This is a genomic window from Paraburkholderia sp. SIMBA_054, from assembly GCF_046534875.1.
Taxonomy (GTDB): domain Bacteria; phylum Pseudomonadota; class Gammaproteobacteria; order Burkholderiales; family Burkholderiaceae; genus Paraburkholderia; species Paraburkholderia hospita.
Map to the genome: position 1 here is coordinate 35952 of NZ_JAWRXV010000070.1, position 18133 is coordinate 54084.

The 18133-nt window shown below is 62.2% G+C and carries 15 protein-coding genes; 5 read left to right on the forward strand and 10 right to left on the reverse strand.

The genetic code is table 11. The features are described from left to right. Window positions 1-313: 313 nt before the first annotated feature. Window positions 314-2407: an excinuclease ABC subunit UvrB gene (uvrB, locus tag SB822_RS46495; RefSeq protein ID WP_007590411.1), complete on the reverse strand. Its 2094-nt coding sequence runs from the start codon at window positions 2405-2407 to the stop codon at window positions 314-316. Window positions 2408-2786: 379 nt separating this feature from the next. On the opposite strand from uvrB, the gene SB822_RS46500 reads away from it, so the two are divergent. Beyond that, entirely contained in the window at window positions 2787-3986 is a 1200-nt protein-coding gene (locus tag SB822_RS46500; RefSeq protein ID WP_007590410.1) for an amino acid aminotransferase, read from the forward strand. Window positions 3987-4090: 104 nt separating this feature from the next. On the opposite strand, the gene SB822_RS46505 is transcribed toward SB822_RS46500, so the two are convergent. Both SB822_RS46505 and SB822_RS46510 read right to left on the reverse strand, forming a co-directional pair. After that, window positions 4091-5341 carry a DUF3734 domain-containing protein gene (locus SB822_RS46505; protein ID WP_007744858.1) on the reverse strand — a complete coding sequence of 417 codons (1251 nt, stop codon included), beginning with the start codon at window positions 5339-5341 and terminating at the stop codon, window positions 4091-4093. A gap of 37 nt (window positions 5342-5378) precedes the next feature. Beyond that, window positions 5379-6176, reverse strand: coding sequence for a 3-hydroxybutyrate dehydrogenase (locus SB822_RS46510; protein ID WP_007590408.1), 798 nt, complete (start codon window positions 6174-6176; stop codon window positions 5379-5381). Between the two features lie 215 nt (window positions 6177-6391). Here SB822_RS46510 and SB822_RS46515 point away from each other — a divergent pair, with 215 nt between their 5' ends. Beyond that, window positions 6392-7363: a potassium channel beta subunit family protein gene (locus SB822_RS46515; protein ID WP_007590407.1), complete on the forward strand. Its 972-nt coding sequence runs from the start codon at window positions 6392-6394 to the stop codon at window positions 7361-7363. Window positions 7364-7612: 249 nt separating this feature from the next. After that, on the forward strand, window positions 7613-8458 hold the full coding sequence (locus tag SB822_RS46520; protein ID WP_007590403.1) for a 23S rRNA (adenine(2030)-N(6))-methyltransferase RlmJ: 846 nt from the start codon (window positions 7613-7615) through the stop codon (window positions 8456-8458). 20 nt (window positions 8459-8478) lie between these two features. Here SB822_RS46520 and SB822_RS46525 read toward each other — a convergent pair whose 3' ends face one another. The 4 genes from SB822_RS46525 to cueR form a co-directional block, all read right to left on the reverse strand. Next, window positions 8479-9513 (reverse strand): ABC transporter substrate-binding protein, encoded by a 1035-nt coding sequence (locus SB822_RS46525; RefSeq protein WP_007744857.1) that lies wholly within the window; start codon window positions 9511-9513, stop codon window positions 8479-8481. Window positions 9514-9672: 159 nt separating this feature from the next. Continuing rightward, window positions 9673-10023 carry a hypothetical protein gene (locus SB822_RS46530; RefSeq protein ID WP_007590399.1) on the reverse strand — a complete coding sequence of 117 codons (351 nt, stop codon included), beginning with the start codon at window positions 10021-10023 and terminating at the stop codon, window positions 9673-9675. 202 nt (window positions 10024-10225) lie between these two features. After that, window positions 10226-10372, reverse strand: a complete 147-nt coding sequence (locus SB822_RS46535) for a DUF3563 family protein (RefSeq protein WP_007590397.1) — start codon at window positions 10370-10372, stop codon at window positions 10226-10228. Window positions 10373-10653: 281 nt separating this feature from the next. Next, window positions 10654-11079: a Cu(I)-responsive transcriptional regulator gene (cueR, locus tag SB822_RS46540; RefSeq protein WP_007590395.1), complete on the reverse strand. Its 426-nt coding sequence runs from the start codon at window positions 11077-11079 to the stop codon at window positions 10654-10656. Window positions 11080-11213: 134 nt separating this feature from the next. Here cueR and SB822_RS46545 point away from each other — a divergent pair, with 134 nt between their 5' ends. Together SB822_RS46545 and SB822_RS46550 are read left to right on the forward strand one after the other, a co-directional pair. Beyond that, complete coding sequence (locus tag SB822_RS46545) at window positions 11214-11423, forward strand: heavy-metal-associated domain-containing protein (protein ID WP_007590394.1); 210 nt, start codon at window positions 11214-11216, stop codon at window positions 11421-11423. 15 nt (window positions 11424-11438) lie between these two features. Beyond that, window positions 11439-12356, forward strand: a complete 918-nt coding sequence (locus tag SB822_RS46550) for a dTDP-4-dehydrorhamnose reductase family protein (RefSeq protein ID WP_007744856.1) — start codon at window positions 11439-11441, stop codon at window positions 12354-12356. Window positions 12357-12380: 24 nt separating this feature from the next. Here the strand turns inward: SB822_RS46550 and SB822_RS46555 are convergent, their stop codons facing one another. From SB822_RS46555 to imuA, 3 genes are read right to left on the reverse strand one after another with little or no spacing between them, the layout of a single operon-like run. Continuing rightward, entirely contained in the window at window positions 12381-15530 is a 3150-nt protein-coding gene (locus SB822_RS46555; RefSeq protein WP_410857835.1) for an error-prone DNA polymerase, read from the reverse strand. Window positions 15531-15536: 6 nt separating this feature from the next. Then, entirely contained in the window at window positions 15537-17006 is a 1470-nt protein-coding gene (locus SB822_RS46560; protein ID WP_410857836.1) for a Y-family DNA polymerase, read from the reverse strand. After that, window positions 16936-17643 carry a translesion DNA synthesis-associated protein ImuA gene (gene imuA / locus SB822_RS46565; protein WP_007590380.1) on the reverse strand — a complete coding sequence of 236 codons (708 nt, stop codon included), beginning with the start codon at window positions 17641-17643 and terminating at the stop codon, window positions 16936-16938. Before imuA ends, SB822_RS46560 begins: the two co-directional genes overlap by 71 nt. Between the last annotated feature and the right edge of the window lie 490 nt (window positions 17644-18133).

Genomic DNA, 18133 nt, shown 5'->3' on the forward strand with positions numbered 1-18133 from the left:
GGTCTTCACGTCTTTCGCGAATTGTCCGATGCCGCCAACGCAAGTGCGAAAGCAGTAACGAACGGTAATGCGAACCATTCTCAATACTTGAACCAGTTTATCACTGTTCGGGAGGAGAAACAAATGCGAAAGCGTCGAAAGCCTTGCTGCGACAGGGTCTTACGCAAAGCTTAAGCGAAGTTTTCGCGCCGTTTGCGGCAAGGCGCCGCGATGGCGTCGCGGCTGAACATGGGTGAGACATGGAGCGACATGCGCGGCGGCAAAGCGCCGCGCCTCGTAGCCTTCCCCGCAACGGCGGAAACGTGGACGGAAGCTAGTCCGTGCCCGTCAGATGATCACCGACATTCGCGCCGAACACCCGCTCGCGCAGCAACGCAAGCTGGTCGCGCATCTGAGCCGCTTTTTCGAATTCGAGATTTTTCGCGTGCTCCATCATCTGCTTCTCAAGCCGCTTGATCTCCTTGGAGATCTGCTTTTCGGACATGTCTTCGAACTTCGCACGAACCTGCTGCTCCTTCAGCTCGGCGCGTGCTTCGTCGACGTTGTAGACGCCGTCGATAATGTCCTTGATCCGCTTCACCACGCCGCGCGGCACGATGCCCCGCTCCGTGTTGAACGCGATCTGCTTCGCGCGCCGCCGCTCGGTTTCGTCGATCGCGCGCTTCATTGAATCCGTAGTCTTGTCCGCGTAGAGAATCGCCTTGCCGTTCACGTTACGCGCGGCCCGGCCAATCGTCTGGATTAGCGAACGCTCGGCGCGCAGGAAGCCTTCCTTGTCGGCATCGAGAATCGCGACGAGCGACACTTCGGGAATGTCCAGCCCTTCGCGCAACAGGTTGATCCCGACCAGCACGTCGAAGGTGCCCAGCCGCAGGTCACGAATGATTTCGACGCGCTCGACGGTGTCGATGTCGCTGTGCAGATAGCGCACCTTCACGCCGTGATCGGCGAGAAACTCCGTCAGCTGCTCGGCCATGCGCTTGGTCAGCACCGTGACGAGCACGCGGTCGCCGGCCTTCACGCGCTCGTTGATCTCGGCCAGCACGTCGTCGACCTGCGTGCGTGCCGGCCGCACCTCGATTTCCGGATCGACGAGGCCTGTTGGGCGCACGACCTGCTCGGCCACCTGCCCCGCCGTCTTCTTCTCGTAGTCGGCAGGCGTCGCCGACACGAACACGACCTGGCGCATCTTGCGCTCGAACTCGTTGAACTTGAGCGGCCGGTTGTCGAGCGCGGACGGCAGCCGGAAGCCGTAGTCGACGAGATTTTCCTTGCGCGCGCGGTCGCCGTTGTACATGCCGTTCAACTGGCCGATCAGCACGTGTGATTCGTCGAGGAACATCATCGCGTCGGAGGGCAGGTAGTCGACCAGCGTCGGCGGCGGCTCGCCGGGCGCGGCACCCGAGAAATGCCGCGAGTAGTTCTCGATGCCCTTGCAGAAACCCAGTTCCTGCAACATTTCCAGATCGAAGCGGGTGCGCTGCTCGAGCCGTTGCGCTTCGACCAGCTTGCCATCGCCGTAGAAGAATTCGAGCCGGTCGCGTAGCTCGGACTTGATCGTCTCGACGGCGCGCATGACCGTCTCACGCGGCGTCACATAGTGCGACGAGGGATAGACGGTGAAACGCGGAATCTTCTGACGTACGCGGCCCGTGAGCGGATCGAACAGCTGAAGCGTATCGATTTCGTCGTCGAACAGTTCGACGCGCACCGCCATTTCCGCATGCTCGGCGGGGAAAATATCGATCGTGTCGCCGCGCACGCGGAACGAACCGCGCGCGAAGTCAGCTTCATTGCGGTTGTACTGCATTGCGATCAGACGCGCGATGATGTCGCGCTGCCCCATCTTGTCGCCCGTACGCAGCGTCAGAATCATCTGGTGATATTCCGACGGATTACCGATACCGTAGATCGCCGATACAGTTGCGACGATCACGACGTCGCGCCGCTCCATCAGGCTCTTCGTTGCGGACAGACGCATCTGCTCGATGTGTTCGTTGATCGACGAGTCCTTTTCGATGAACAGATCGCGCTGCGGAACGTACGCTTCCGGCTGGTAATAGTCGTAGTACGAGACGAAGTATTCGACGGCGTTGCGCGGAAAAAACTCGCGAAACTCAGAGTACAACTGCGCGGCCAGCGTCTTGTTCGGCGCGAAGACGATGGCCGGCCGGCCGAGCCGCGCGATCGTGTTCGCCATCGTGAAGGTCTTGCCGGAGCCCGTCACGCCGAGCAGCGTCTGGAACGACAGACCGTCCTCGACGCCTTCGACAAGCGTGTCGATCGCCGTCGGCTGGTCGCCCGCGGGCAGATACGGTTGATAGAGCCGGAACGGGGAGCCCTCGAACGTCACGAATTTGGATTCGTCGAGAGCGTCGTGGACTTCACTCAGATGATGTTCGGACATGGAAGCGGCACCTCGGCCGGGAGCAAACGACTATTCTAGCGTTTTGCGAACAGGCGGGCTGCCGCCTCGCCGGACGCCCAGGACGCAGCCGGCGCACGTCCGCTGTTGCGCCCGGATTGATGCGAACGCGGCATGAAAACATCGCCAGATCGCTGTTTTCATTGCAAATTAATCCGTTCACAGGCCCCGCCGATATCAAAAACCCCGGCGAGATTCGTTACAATGGCGCGTTGCGCGCCAGCGCGGCCGTCGGTTGAAAGCGTCGCCGGAACCTGGACCAGGACTTTCCGCCGCAATTGCCGAACCCGGTCGCCACACGGTGCATACGGTTCCTAGCAGCATCCGAAGTCGTCCCTCTTTTCACTACTGCCGAATCATCATGTCTCTGTTCTCCGCTGTCGAACTCGCTCCCCGCGACCCGATTCTGGGCCTGAACGAAGCTTTCAACGCAGATACGCGCACCACCAAGGTCAATCTTGGCGTTGGCGTGTATACCAATGAAGAAGGCAAGATTCCTCTGCTGCGCGCTGTGCGTGAAGCAGAAAAGGCACGCATCGAAGCGGCACTGCCGCGCGGCTATTTGCCCATCGAAGGTATTGGCGTCTATGACGCAGCCGTGCAGAAACTGCTGCTCGGCAACGATTCGCCGCTGATCGCCGCTGGCCGTGTCGTCACGGCACAGGCGCTGGGCGGCACGGGCGCGCTGAAGATCGGCGCGGACTTCCTGAAGCGCGTCAATCCGGCATCGAAGGTCGCGATCAGCGATCCGAGCTGGGAGAACCACCGCGCGCTGTTCGAAAGCGCGGGCTTCGAAGTCGTCTCGTACCCATACTACGACGCGAAGTCGCAAGGCGTGAACTTCGAAGGCATGCTGTCGGCGCTCAACAGCTACGAGGCGGGCACGGTCGTCGTGCTGCACGCGTGCTGCCACAACCCGACGGGCGTCGATCTGACGGTCGACCAGTGGAAGCAGGTGGTCGAAGTCGTGAAGGCGCGCGCACTCGTGCCGTTCCTCGACATCGCCTACCAGGGCTTCGGCGACGGCATCGACGCCGACGCAGCTGCGGTGCGCCTGTTCGCGCAATCGGAACTGAACGTGTTCGTGTCGTCGTCGTTCTCGAAGTCGTTCTCGCTGTATGGCGAGCGCGTCGGCGCGCTGTCGATCATCACGGGCAGCAAGGACGAAGCGGCGCGCGTGCTGTCGCAACTCAAGCGCGTGATCCGCACGAACTACTCGAACCCGCCGACGCACGGCGGCGCCGTCGTCGCGGCCGTGCTCGGCTCGCCGGAACTGCGCGCTACCTGGGAAACGGAACTGGGCGAGATGCGCGACCGCATTCGCGCGATGCGCAATGGTCTCGTCGAGCGCCTGAAGGCAGCGGGCATCGACCGCGACTTCAGCTTCGTCAACGCGCAACGCGGCATGTTCTCGTACTCGGGTCTGACAGCTGCGCAAGTGGACCGTCTGCGCGAAGAGTTCGGCATCTACGCCGTCAGCACGGGCCGTATCTGCGTGGCCGCGCTGAACACGCGCAACCTGGACGTTGTGGCTAACGCGGTTGCCGCTGTCCTGAAGTAACCATTGCGAGCGAGACGGCGCGAAACGTCGTCTCATACTGCTTGCGATTGAAAAGGCGCTCGTTTCGAGCGCCTTTTTTCATGCCGTTGACGTAAAGAACGCGCTCAACGCAAGTCGCGGTGAATGTCGTGCGTGACGAAGGCCGCATCGTTGTCGGGCATATCGAGCCAGCCAGGCTGCGCAAGCGAATTGCGGATGTCTTCGAGGCCGCTTTCCCAGTGCTGGCGCATCGTCGACAAGCCGAACTGAAAGTCCTTGTAGTGCCCTTCGTATTCCTTGTTGCCGTAGATTAGGTGAACAATGTTGTAACGCTTCGAGCACGATAGCTCTTCGGCAAGCTTGCACCATGGATCATCGCGATGCTCGGGCGACACGCGATCGAGCACTTCGCGCAGCACATGCCGAAAGCGCTGCGTGCGCTGCATCGTGTCCGTGACGAGGCGCGTGCGGCTCGAATACTGAATGTCCTTCATCCGGCCTTGCACATCGGTGATGTTGTCCGGCACGGGACCCAGCGCGCTCCACAAGTCGACCTGAAACGCGAGCGTGTCGCGGCGCGGACTGGCTTGCGCGACCTCGTACAGCGGCGTGTTCGACATCAGTCCGCCGTCCCAGTAGTACTCGCCGTCGATCTCGACGGCTCCGAAGCCCGGCGGCAACGCGCCCGACGCCATGAAATGCTCCGGTTTCAGCGTCTTATGGGCATTGTCGAAATAGGCGAAGTTGCCCGTGTGCACATTCACGGCGCCAACCGAGACATGCACTTCCTTCGAGTTGATCCGGTCGAAATCGCATAGCCGCTCGAGCGTCGCCTTGAGCGGTGTCGTGTCGTAGTAGCTCGCGAGTTGCGGCGGAACGGAAACGGCGGGCAACGGCGGCGGAAAACGCGGCGTGAAAAAGCCCTTCTGCCCATCGACGAGCGCGCCGACTGCCTGCATCGCAGTGAACGCCTTGCGCACCGTGTCGTTTGAATTGAAGAAAGCCTGTTCGAGGGCAGGCGGCATGGGCGGACCATAGGCCGGCTGGCAGATGGTCTCCCAGAACTCGCGCAGTTTCTCGACGCGATGCTCGGGCGCATTACCCGCAATGATCGCCGTGTTCAGCGCGCCAATTGAAATGCCCGCTAGCCAGTTGGGCAGGATGCCCGCCTCGTCGAGCCCCTGATACACGCCAGCCTGATACGCGCCTAGCGCGCCGCCGCCTTGCAGCATCAGCGCGATGGTCTCGTACTGAGGCAGCGCCGCGTGATGACTGGCGCGAACGCCGGACGCCGTGCCCGCCTGCTCGCTTTCTCCCGCGCCGGCACCGCCGGCGCGTGCCCGCTTCACACTCCGTTGTGAATCGCGTTGCGCCATCATCACCCTCCTCGCTTTTTGTGCGTTTATTGCGCGTTCATTGCATATACCAGCCGTGGCTTACGATGAACGATTGCCCCGTGAGCGCGGCCGTCGGGAACGACGACAGGAACAGCACCGTCTGCGCGACATCTTCGACCGTGGTGAAAATGCCGTCCACGGTGCCGCCGAGCATCACGCGCTTGACCACTTCTTCCTCGCTGATGCCCAGTTCCTTGGACTGCTCGGGAATCTGCTTGTCGACGAGCGGCGTACGCACGAAGCCCGGACATACGACATGCGAGCGCACGTTATGTTTCGCGCCTTCCTTCGCGAGCACGCGCGAAAGGCCGAGCAGCGCGTGTTTGGCCGTGACGTAGGCCGACTTCAGCGGCGATGCTTCGTGCGAATGCACCGAGCCCATGTAGATCACGATGCCGCCGCGATCGTCCTTGTACATGTGCTTGAGCGCGGCTTTCGTGGTGAGGAAGGCGCCGTCGACGTGGATGGCCTGCATCTTCTTCCAGTCCGAGAACGAGTAGTTTTCGATCGGATTAACGATCTGAATGCCGGCGTTTGAAATCAGGATATCTACTGAGCCGAGCTCGGCCGCGACCTTGTCGATGCCCTGGTTAACGGCATCTTCGTTCGTGACGTCCATCGCGACGCCGAGCGCCTTGCCGCCCGCCTTGTTGATCTCTTCGGCGACGGCGTTCGCGCCGTCCTGGTTCAGGTCCGCGATTGCGATCGCCGCGCCCGCCGCGGAGAGCGTCAACGCGATCTGCTTGCCGATGCCGCTCGCCGCGCCCGTGACGACGGCGACCTTGCCTTTCAGACTATCGTTAGATGACGACATCCAGAACCTCCATGCAGTTGATTGAGCAATGACAACATGGCGCGCAGGCACCGTAAAGCTGGCTGAATGGCATATGCCGTCCGGTCTATTGCTGCGCTGCGGCCGACTCCGCTATTGTGCATGAAGCTACGCGAACTACACACCCAAAGGCACGTCTTCCCGATTCGGATTAATGTGTGGGGTTCCGGCTACGACATTCACAAAAGGAGATCTGGATGAACTACCGACGTCTCGGCCGTTCCGGCCTGCAAGTCAGCGAGCTGTCCATCGGCTCATGGGTGACTTACGGCAATCAGGTGGACCGGCGCGCCGCGCGGGAATCGCTGGCGGCCGCGCGCGACGCGGGCGTGAATTTCTTCGACAACGCCGAAGTCTACGCGGGCGGCAAGTCCGAGCAGATCATGGGCGAAGCGCTGAAAGAACTGAACTGGCCGCGCGTGAGCTACATCGTCTCGACCAAGTTCTTCTGGGGGCTCAACGAAGCGCCCAACCAGTACCACACGCTCAACCGCAAGTATCTGCTGAATGCGATCGATCACTCGCTCAAGCGTTTACAGCTCGATTATGTCGATCTCGTGTTCTGTCATCGTCCTGACCCGAACACGCCCGTCGAAGAAACCGTGTGGGCGATGAGCGACATGATCACGCGCGGCAAGGCGCTCTACTGGGGCACGTCCGAATGGAGCGCCGATGAAATTCGCGCGGCATACGAGATTGCCGAGCGGCATCATCTGCACAAGCCCGTGATGGAGCAGCCGCAATACAACCTGTTCCATCGCAAGCGCGTCGAGCAGGAGTATCGCCGGCTTTACGAAGACATCGGTCTCGGCCTTACGACGTGGAGCCCGCTCGCTTCCGGTCTGCTTACGGGCAAGTATCGCAACGGCGTGCCCGCCGGCAGCCGCGCGGAACTGCAAGGCTACGACTGGCTGCGCAAGGAACTGACCGACTCAGGCAAGAACAGCGTGGTCGGCAGGCTCGGAGAAGTCGCGGACGAACTCGGCTGCACCATCGGGCAACTGGCGCTCGCGTGGATCCTGACGAATCCGAACGTCAGCACGATCATCACTGGCGCGTCGCGTGTCGAGCAGATCGCGGAAAACATGAAGGCGCAGGACGTAGCCGCGCAGATCACGCCGGAGCTCAAGGAGAAGATCGAAGCGATCGTCGGCGACGCTTATCAGTGACCGTTGGACACGCTGCGCAGGCCGTACAAATGATGGATGCGGCCTGTCGCGGCGAATGGGCTGCGAATTGGCGACAAACGGACGGCGGCGGTCCGCTCGCGTACCTCGCGTACAATACGCAGCCCCAACGTTTGACTCTGCGGCCGCGCGGCCGAAAGCCGAGGCAATGCGCTTTGCGCAGCGTTCTCATCGGCATTCGTCCCGCACGGCGACCGCCTAATTCGCTTCTTCACTAGCGCCTTCATTGCCATGCTTAGTTACCGCCACGCTTTCCACGCAGGCAATCACGCCGACGTCCTGAAACACGCTGTCGTCGTGCAGTTGCTGCGCTACCTCGGGCAAAAGGACAAGGCGTACTGGTACATCGACACGCACGCGGGCGCAGGCGTCTATTCGCTGAAGGAAGGCTACGCGACCAAGACCGGGGAGTTCGAAACGGGCATTGCGAAACTGTGGAATCGCAAGGATTTGCCGCCCATGCTTGCGGAATATGTCGATGAAGTGTCCGCGCTGAATGCCGATGGCGAATTGCGCTACTACCCGGGCTCGCCCTATCTCGCATGGCGTCTGATGCGCGAGCAGGACCGCATGCGTCTGTTCGAGTTGCACAGCACCGAGATCGACGTGCTGCGTCACAACTTCCGCGACGCGGGTCGTCGCGCGATGCTCTTTTCGGGCGACGGCTTCGACGGCATCAAGCCGCTACTGCCGCCGGCGCCACGTCGCGCGCTCGTGCTCGTCGATCCCTCCTATGAAGACAAGCGCGACTACGGACGCACGCTGAATTGCGTCGAAGAAAGTCTGAAGCGGTTTGCGACGGGAACGTATGCCGTCTGGTATCCGCAAGTCGCTCGACCGGAATCGCAGCGCTTTCCCGACCAGTTGAAACGGCTGCAGGACAGGAACTGGCTGCATGTTTCGCTAACCGTCAGCAACCCGCCCACCGACGGCTTTGGGCTCTTCGGCAGCGGCATGTTCATTCTGAATCCGCCCTACACGCTGGCGAAGATGCTGAAGGAAACGCTGCCGTGGCTCGTCGAGGTGCTGGGCCTGGACAAGGCCGCGCAGTTCAAGATCGAGCATCGCGGCGATTGAGCGGCCCAACGGGTATGCGGCTACTTGACCTGCTCGGCCGCCTTGCGAGCGAAGTCGTTCGTATAGGTCGCCTTCAGATCGACCTTCGACGCATCGAGCCGCGTATCGAATGAAGCGAGCGCGCGCAATGCCGTGGGCGGTCCGTCGGCCGGCATCAGGCCATCGGGCGAGTAAGCCTCGCGGACATTGTGGAACGCCTCGATGTACAGCGCCTTGTCGTTGAGCAGATAGGCTGGCGGCACCATCTTCACGATGTCGTCATCGCTAGCCGTCTGAAGCCAGCGATCCGCGCGCACGATTGCATTCGCCAACGCCTGTATCGTCTTCGGATTCTTCTGTATGAAGCTGTCCGATGCGTAGAGCGTCGCCGCGGGCATCGTCCCGCCGAACACTTCCTGCGTGCCCTTCACGGTGCGCGTGTCGACCAGCACCTTGATATCGCCCGAGCGTTGCAGCTTCGTCATCATCGGGTCGACATTCGACAGCGCGTCGACCTGTCCGTTGCTCACTGCGGAAATCACGGTCGCGCCGCTGCCTACGCCAATCACCGAGATATCGCTGCGTTGCACGCCGGCCTTGCGCAACGCGACGGTCAGCACGAGATCGGTCGACGAACCGGGCGCGCTCACACCCACCTTCGCGCCTTTGAAATCAGCCAGCGACTTCAGCGTGTCGGCTTTGCTTTTCGTCACCCCGACGGCAATCTGCGGTGCCCGCCCCATCAGCACGAACTCGCGGTAGTGCTGGCCTTTCGCCGCCATGAAGATCGTGTGCTCGTAGGCGCCCGCGCCGACGTCCGCGCTGCCGCCCACCACCGCTTCGAGCGCCTTCGATCCGCCCGCGAAATCCTCGAGCGTCACGTCCAGTCCTTCGTCCTTGAAGAAGCCCAGTCGAGAGGCCGTCAGCACAGGGAGATAGTAGAGACCCGGCAGGCCGCCGACCGCCATTGTGAGCGTCGGCTTTTCAGGCGTTTCCTTCGCGATGGCAGGGTGCGCCGCAAGTGCCAGCAGCGCCGCGCACACACTTGCGGCACGACTAAACCAGAGGTCGCGCATTCTTTGTCTCCTGTTTTGTTCGAATTGTTCGTCTCGCTGCGTGGGACGCGTGGAATGCACACCCCGAGCGATGATCGCGCAGCGATTGTCGTCTGAGGGCGTAGTGCGCGCCATGCGCCGAAACCCGAATAATGAAACGAGTCGCCGCGCCAGGCTGAACTATTGCGAATGCGGCACGTATCGCGGACGCGGCTGCGGCGTCGACGGATTGGGATAGGGAGCCTGCGTGGCGCCCGGCACCTGAATATATGGCGCCACGATGTAAGGCGGCGCCCCGTTGGGCGCGAGTTCCTCGGGCGCGGCAATCGGCTGTGCCTCGACGATGCGGCTGTGTGACAGCGGCCCCGTCGTCAGGATAGTGCCGCCCTGGCCGTCGCTGATGCCGGCTTGCGTGTCGAGAACCAGCGGCGGCCGGCTCGTCGGCGAAGCGGCAAATGCCGTCGATGCTGCCCCCAGCAGCACGACAGCGGCTGCGAATCGCAGCAGATGAATCGAGTGGTCTGAAAACATGGGCGCCCCGGAATGATTGTAGGAATGCCGGTTATCGCGAAAACATCATACCTTACCGCGGCGCAGGCATTTGAGCTAGTCGCCGGCGACCAGCGTAGCGCAATCCACTGGCTCCAGATGTGACAAAGCCCCGCATGACGGGGCTTGATCTTGCAACCGGGGCTCGCGGCGCATCACTGCCGCGCGAGCCGGGGCGAACGACTTACAGCGAGTAGCCGCTGGTTTCGAGCGCGCGGATACGCTGTTCGAGCTGGACGATATCCGACGATTCTGCGAGGTAAGCCTCGCGACGGGTACGTTCAGCAGTTTCAAACCAGTTGCTCAGCTTTTCGATTACAAATGCAAACATGATGAACTCCAAGGATCAGTTAAGAATCCCCGGTGAATTGGGCATCAGGGATTTCCCGTAGAAGGGTTAACCCGGATTATAGCCTTCTGGTGAAACCTTGCCAGTGAATTGCACGAATGACGTGCATTCCGTTTTGGAATGGTGCATGTTAATTTCACAGTCAAATCATTGATTTCCAGCGTATTTTTGAAATTCATCGAAAAATCGATCGATCAATACACCGTTTTGGCACCATCTTGGTGCCAAAGTCACGATTACTCACAACGCGGCACCACTGTTTTTCAATGCCCGTGACAATGCGGCGCAGCCGGCGTCGAATCCACAGCAGCAAGGCTTTCGATAATCGGGCAATCCGGACGGTCATCGCCATGGCAATGGTCGGCAAGATGCGTGAGCGTGTCGCGCATCTCGGTCAATTCGGCGATACGGCGGTTCAGTTCGGCAACATGCTCCAATGCAATCGACTTCACCTCCGCGCTCGCACGCGACCGGTCGTTCCACAGTGCAAGCAGCTTGCGAATATCCTCAACCAGAAACCCCAGGCGCCGCGCCTGGCGGATAAACCGCAGCGAATGGACTTCCTGCGTTCCGTAAACCCGGTATCCCGCCTGCGTGCGCTCCTTCGCTGCGAGCAATCCGACGCTCTCGTAATAGCGGATCATTTTCGCCGTCACGCCCGACGCACGGGCCGCTTCACCAATATTCATCGCTCGTTCCCCACTCTGCCTTCACGATATGTTGCATGATTCTTGACCTTCCCACAGTGGGAAGGTCAATCATGTAGTTGCCGGTCGACAGGCATAATTCAACCGTTGCAGGACTTACCAGCTAGAGGAAAAGCATGAGCATCGAATTCAAGGTAGAAGGCATGAGCTGCCAGCATTGCGTCGCCGCCGTCACGCGCGCCATCCAGGAACAGGACGCAGGCGCCCAGGTTCAGGTCGACCTGCCGGCGGGCAAGGTCGCCATTCAGTCGGCCGCGTCCATCGATACGCTGAAGGCCGCCATCGACGAAGCCGGCTACACGGTCGTTGGCGTCGACGGCAACTGAGCGGAGAACACGCGCATGTTCAAGGTGGCCGTTATTGGCGCATCGGGTTTGCTGGGACGCGCGATCGTTGGTGAACTGACGCAGCAGCCGGACTGGCAGCTCGTGCAGACGACCTTCAGCCGTCCCTTCGGGCAAAGCGTCACGCTCGACATTCGCGATGCCGACGCCGTCGCGCAGTTCGTCGATCGCGAGCGGCCGGACGCACTCGTCATCGCGGCAGCCGAGCGGCGTCCGGACGTGTGCGAGCACGATCCGGCGCTCGCGCGTGCGCTGAACGTGGATGCCGTGCGCGCGATCGCATTGGCGGCGCGGCGGCACGGCGCGTGGGTGCTGTCCATTTCCACCGACTACGTGTTCGACGGCACGCAACCGCCCTATCGCTACGACGCGACGCCGTCGCCGATCAACGCCTACGGCCGCAGCAAACTGGAGGGTGAGCAGGCGCTCGCCGAATCGACGGATCTCGGCTGCGTGTTGCGCTTGCCGCTGCTGTTCGGACCGATCGTCGACTGGCAGGAGTCGGCTGTGACGAGCCTCGTGCCCGCGATTGCCGCGTCGGCACGTACAGCTTCGTCCGAAGTGAAAGCCGCCGTGATGGACGCGTGGGCGATCCGCTATCCGACGTATACGCCCGACGTGGCCGTCGTCGTGCGTCAGTTGCTGGAGTGGCACGCGCGCGACGAAGCGGTGTGCGGCACGGTCCAGTGGTCCGGCGACGAGCCGATGACGAAGTACGACATCGCGCAGCGTCTCGCCAGCGCGTTGCAGATCGACGCGCAACTGACGCCGCAGCACACGCCAACGGATGCGACGCCGCGCCCGCACAACTGTCATCTCGATTCGACGCGGCTCGAAACGCTCGGCATCGGCCGGCGCACGCCGTTCGATACGGCGATACGCGACGTGCTCGCGCAATTTCCGTGGCGCGGTTAGCGCTGCATCGAGCGCTGTAGAAAGTCAGTGGAAGTCGCGGCTCATCGATTGCAAGCCGCCCAGCAGATGCGACATATCGACGAGCCGCTGCGCCACCAGGTGCCGCACTTCGCCTTCGCATTGCCACGTGCCGTACACGGCGAGCAGCGATGCGCCGAGCGCTTCTTTCCTTTGTCTTTCCAGCAAACTCGGCCACACGATCACGTTGACGTTGCCCGTCTCATCCTCGATCGTCACGAACAGCACGCCCTTGGCCGTTCCCGGCCGCTGCCGCACGGTGACGATGCCGCAGCCGCGCGCGAGCCTGCCATTGCGATAGTTGCGCAACGTCGACGCGGGCATCAGACGCTGTTCCAGCAACGCGGGCCGCAGCAACTCCAGCGGATGACGGCCTAGCGTCAGTCCCACCGAGCGGTAATCGGCAACGATGTCCTGCGCCTCCGACGGCGCACCGAGTTCGGGCGTATCGTCCTGAACGGCGGCAACCGATAGCATGTCCTTGTCGGGCACGGCGTCCACCGAATGCCACAACGCTTCGCGCCGGTTGCCCGCCAGCGACGACAACGCATTCGCGTCGGCGAGCACGTGCAGGTCACGCCGGTTGAGTTGCGCCCGGCGCGCGAGATCGTGAACGCTTCCGAATGGCCGCACCGCGCGCGCGTTTTCGATACGCTCGGCTGCGCCGTCTTTCATGCCGCGCAGCAGCGACAGGCCGAGGCGAACGGCGGGACGCGCGCTACCCTCCACCACTTCGAGCGACGAGTCCCAGCCGCTGATCGTCACATCGACGGGCAACGCGATTACGCCGTGCCGTCGCGCGTCCTGCACGAGTTGCGATGGCGAATAGAAACCCATCGGCTGGCTGTTGAGCATCGCGGCGAGAAACGCCTCGGGCTCGTGGCATTTCAGCCAGCTGCTCGCATAGACCAATAGCGCGAAACTCGCCGCGTGGCTCTCCGGAAAACCATATTCACCGAAGCCTTTGATCTGCTCAAAAATCGCCTCGGCAAAACTCTGCTCGTAGCCGCGCTCGCGCATGCCGTTGACGATGCGATCGTAGTATTTTTCGAGCCCGCCCTTGCGCTTCCATGCGGCCATCGCGCGACGCAACTGATCCGCCTCGCCCGGCGTAAAACCCGCCGCGAGAATCGCGACCTGCATCACCTGCTCCTGGAAGATCGGCACGCCGAGCGTGCGGCCCAAAGCTTCGCGTAACGCCTCGCTCGGATACGTTTCCGGTTCGAGTCCCTGCCGCCGCCGCAGATACGGATGCACCGCTCCGCCCTGGATCGGCCCTGGCCGCACGATCGCCACTTCGATCACGAGATCGTAGAACTCCTTTGGACGCAGCCGCGGCAGCATGCTCATCTGCGCGCGCGATTCGATCTGGAACACGCCGACGGTATCGGCGCTCGAGATCATGTCGTAGGTCGCTTTGTCTTCGGGCGGAATGTGCTGCATCTCGAAGCGCTCGCCAATGCGATCCGACACGAGATCCAGCGTGCGCCGGATCGCCGACAGCATGCCGAGCGCGAGCACATCGACCTTCAGCAAGCCAAGCGATTCGAGATCGTCCTTATCCCACTCGATCACCGAGCGATCGGCCATCGCCGCATTCTCGACGGGCACGAGCCGCGTGAGCTTGCCGCGGCTGATCACGAAACCGCCCGAATGCTGCGACAGATGACGCGGGAAATTGAGCAGTTGCGACGCAAGCCGCGCCCACGCCTGAATCAGCGGCTTTTCCGGATCGAGCCCCGACTCTTCGAAGCGCTTGAGCAGATCGTGACTCGTATCGAACCATTGATGCGACTTCGCGACGGTATCGACGATCTGCGGATCGATGCCGAGCGCCTTGCCCGTTTCGCGCAACGCGCCGCGCGGCCGATACGTCGACACGGCCGCCGCGATTGCCGCGCGGTCGCGTCCATACTTGCGATAGATGTACTGGATTACTTCTTCGCGCCGTTGATGCTCGAAATCGACGTCGATGTCGGGAGGCTCGCCGCGCTCCTTCGAGATGAAGCGCTCGAACAACATGTTGCCGCGCGCCGGATCGACCTCGGTGACGCCGAGGCAATAGCACACAGCCGAGTTGGCCGCCGACCCGCGCCCCTGACACAGGATGTGCTGACTGCGCGCATAACGGACGATGTCATAGACGGTCAGAAAATACGGCTCATAGCCGAGGTCGGCGATCAGCGCGAGTTCGTGCTCGATCTGCTCCTGCACGTTGAACGGAATGCCCGAGGGAAAGCGGTACTGCGCGCCGATGTACGTTTCCTGGCGCAGATACGCAGTCGGCGTGTAGCCTTCCGGCACGAGTTCGTCGGGATATTCATAACGAAGTTCGTCGAGCGAAAACGCGCAGCGCGACAGCACGCTGATGGTCTCGCGTATCGTATGTTCGGGATACAGATTCGCGATGCGCAAGCGCGAGCGCAAATGCTGCTCGGCGTTCGGCGCGAGTTCGTAGCCGCATTCATGCACCGGCCTGCCGACACGGATCGCCGTCATCGTGTCCTGCAATGGCTTGCGCGAGCGCACATGCATCACGACGTGACCCAATGCGACGACGGGCACGTTCTGCTTCTCCGCGACATATTCGAGCGCGCCGCGATGAATGTCGTCCATCGCACGCTGATGCAGCACGAGCCCGGCCCATGCGCGGCCGGGAAACGTCTCGTCGAGCCATTCGATCTGCGCGTCGAGCACCTCTTCGTTCGCCGGAAAATCGGGCACGAGGATTGCCAGGCAATCGGGCATGCCGCGCAGATGCGCGTGCTCGCGATCGGGCCGCGACAGGTCATGCGGCGTGAGGCGATATTCGCCCTTCGGCGCGCGCGTGCGCGCAACCGTGATCAGCTCCGACAAGTTGCCGTAGCCCTCGCGATTCTGCGCGAGCAGGATCAGGCCGAACGCAGGCGTGCCATCGGCGTTGCGCAACTGGAAGTACGAGCCGATCACGAGCGGCAAGCCCACTTCCTTCGCCGCCACATGCGCGCGCACGACGCCCGCAAGCGAACACTCGTCGGTGACGGCGAGCCCTGAATAACCGAGCTGAAACGCGCGCTCGGCGAGTTCTTCCGCATGCGACGCACCATGCAAAAACGTGAAGTTCGAGAAACAGAACAACTCGACGTAGGCCGGCAACGCGTTGAACGTCGTATCCATCGCGCGTCATCCGAACAGGCCGTGCAGGAACCAGCGCGGCTCCTCTTCGGCATCGCGGCTGCTGACGCGCTCGTAATAAACCCAATAGCAGCTACGGTCTTCGCCTTGCATCACGAAATAGTCGCGCGTGACGAGCGCGCCATCGAACCAGCCCGCTTCGATCCGCTCACCCGGCGATACCATCTTCAACGGCGAGCCATAAAACGGCCGGTGCTGGCGCATGAGCAGACGCACGGGCGTCGCCAGCATCCATGTCGGGCGCGGCAAGCCTCTGGGCAACTGCATTTTCTTTTCCACATGGTTGATCGACACCCAGCGGTTCGCGATTTCAGGCCGGTAATCGGCCGTCGGCGCGGGACGCAGCACATTCTCTTCGCCATTACGCGCGATCAGCAGTTCGATCAGCCGCGCGTGATCCGCCGGTGAGCCGCCCGGCTGAGGGAAAAGTTGATCGGTGGCGGGCGCGGCAGCGTCGACCCTCGATGCATCGAGCCGCAACGCGATGGCGGGCGCCTCGAATGTGAGACGGTGCAGCCGCTCCTTCACGAGACGCAGCAGATGATCTTCGCGCCACGCGGCCTCGCCCAATGCGATATCGATCGACGTCGGCGCCATGGCTTCGCGGCCGCGCTCATGCTCGAACGACAGCGTGATCGCCGTCACGGCCAGTTGCTTCGCGCACAGCCAGCCGCACAGCTGCACGATCAGCCGATGCGCGGCAAACACTGCGCCGTCCGCATGCTCCAGACGATCGGGCAATTCGAGGCGCGCGCTAAACGTGGGCGGCAGCTCGAGCCAGTCGAACAGTTCCGGCGCGGTGCCGAACGCGCGGTCGAGCGAATCCAGCAGATGCTCGCCACAGCGCCGCTGCAGGCCGGCGCGCGGCAAACGGCGGACGTCTGCAATCGATTCGCAGCCAAGACCGCTGAACCAGTCGGCAAACGGACGGATTTCCGGCACAGCGAGCATCGGCAGCGGCTCGAGCACGCGTTCGAGCGATGCGAGTTGCAGCACGCGCCGGTTGCCGTGTTTCGCCAGCAGCCATGCGCCCTGCCCGGTCGGCGCGGCGCTGATGCGCGCCGTCAGGCCGAGCGCGTCGAGAATCGCCTTCGCCTGACGGCACAACGGCAACAGCCCGCCGAAAAGCCGCAAGCTCCCGCCGACTTCGACGAGCACCGTCGCTTCGTCGAGCAGCGCGACGTCGGGCGAAAACTTCATCAGCGCGATGCCCACTTCGCGTTGCGTGGCGTTCTCGCGTGCGATATCGCGCTCGTACAGCATCGTTTCCGGCGACAGCGTCAGCACGCCACCGCGCTTCATCCCGAGTCGCACGCCCGCTGCGCGGGCCGAGCCGTCGGCGATCGCGACCTTGTCTTTCTCCAGCACCACGCTGCCGTGCCCGGGCTCAGGCGACCACCTCGGTCGAAAGACTTCGAGCGGCAACTTCGGCAAGTGGACGGCGAGAAAGACGCGCATGACGGGAAAACAGAACGGGGGTGGGTTGAAGAGGAATCGACAGAGGCTCCGCGCGTGTTGGGCCTCGTCGTTTCACGATGTCGACCATCAGACCGTCGGCCGAAGGTCGTAACGCCAGCCGCAATAAAGCCGGCGATGAGTCCTGAGCCGAGGCGAGCGGCCGGACCATGATGAAGAGCGTCTCAGAAGACTGCGCGGCCAGATGCAAACGACGCAGCGATGACGCCTGCGCATGCTGCGCCCACAAGATGAGCGCGCCGCAGGTGCCGGCGCGCAGAATCTGCTCGGCGGACCAGAAGGCGTCGGAGCTTTTGGGCGCTTTGACCTGCAGCAGCCTGTCGAGCGAGAGCCCGATGTAATCGAGGCCCAGGCCGTCTGGAATATGCGGCGGCTGTACCAACGCGATGGGACGATCGCCCAGTGAGCTCAATGCAGGCCGCAGCAGGCGCATCTCACCGACACCCGGCACCTGAACCAGCAAGTCGACCAGCGCACCGATGGGCCAGCCACCGCCGGGCAACTCGGTAGATAGCGCGGGATAGCCGGTATCAAGCGTGCGCCGCCCGCCGCGTGCGAGCTGCGAGGCTCGCCATAGCGATGGGTGAATCTCTTCGGCACGCGTGGCTGCGGATGACATCGGCGTAGGAAAATACCTGTATATATGTACAGTATCCTACACGGAAATTGACACGGGAATGGCACCCTTTTGGGGAAGGGTTCGGAGTTTTCTTAGGACTTAAGAGGCTGGTTTGGTGGTAGCCAAGACGTTTCGTCAGATGTTTTGTCGGTTTGGTTTTAGCGCAGATTGACAGAACGACAATTGCTGATCGCGCTGCTGGTCAATATGTGCAAAGGACAAAAACGGAAGGGATGGATGTGCTGGGCGTAGACCGTCAGTCAAGCGTCAATGCGGTGAGGTGGGCATTGGGTGCGAAGCTACGAGAATAACGCCCCGCGTCAGCGCACGCTTGGCAAAAGGGAACCGAGGGGATATCGCGAAGCCGGCCATTTCGGCTCGACCACGCTGTCGGGCGCGACCTCAAAACGTGCTCTACAAACGCCAAGACCCCGCTTTTGAGGGCGGGGTCTTGGTCTTGGGTAAGGAGCCTGACGATTACCTACTTTCA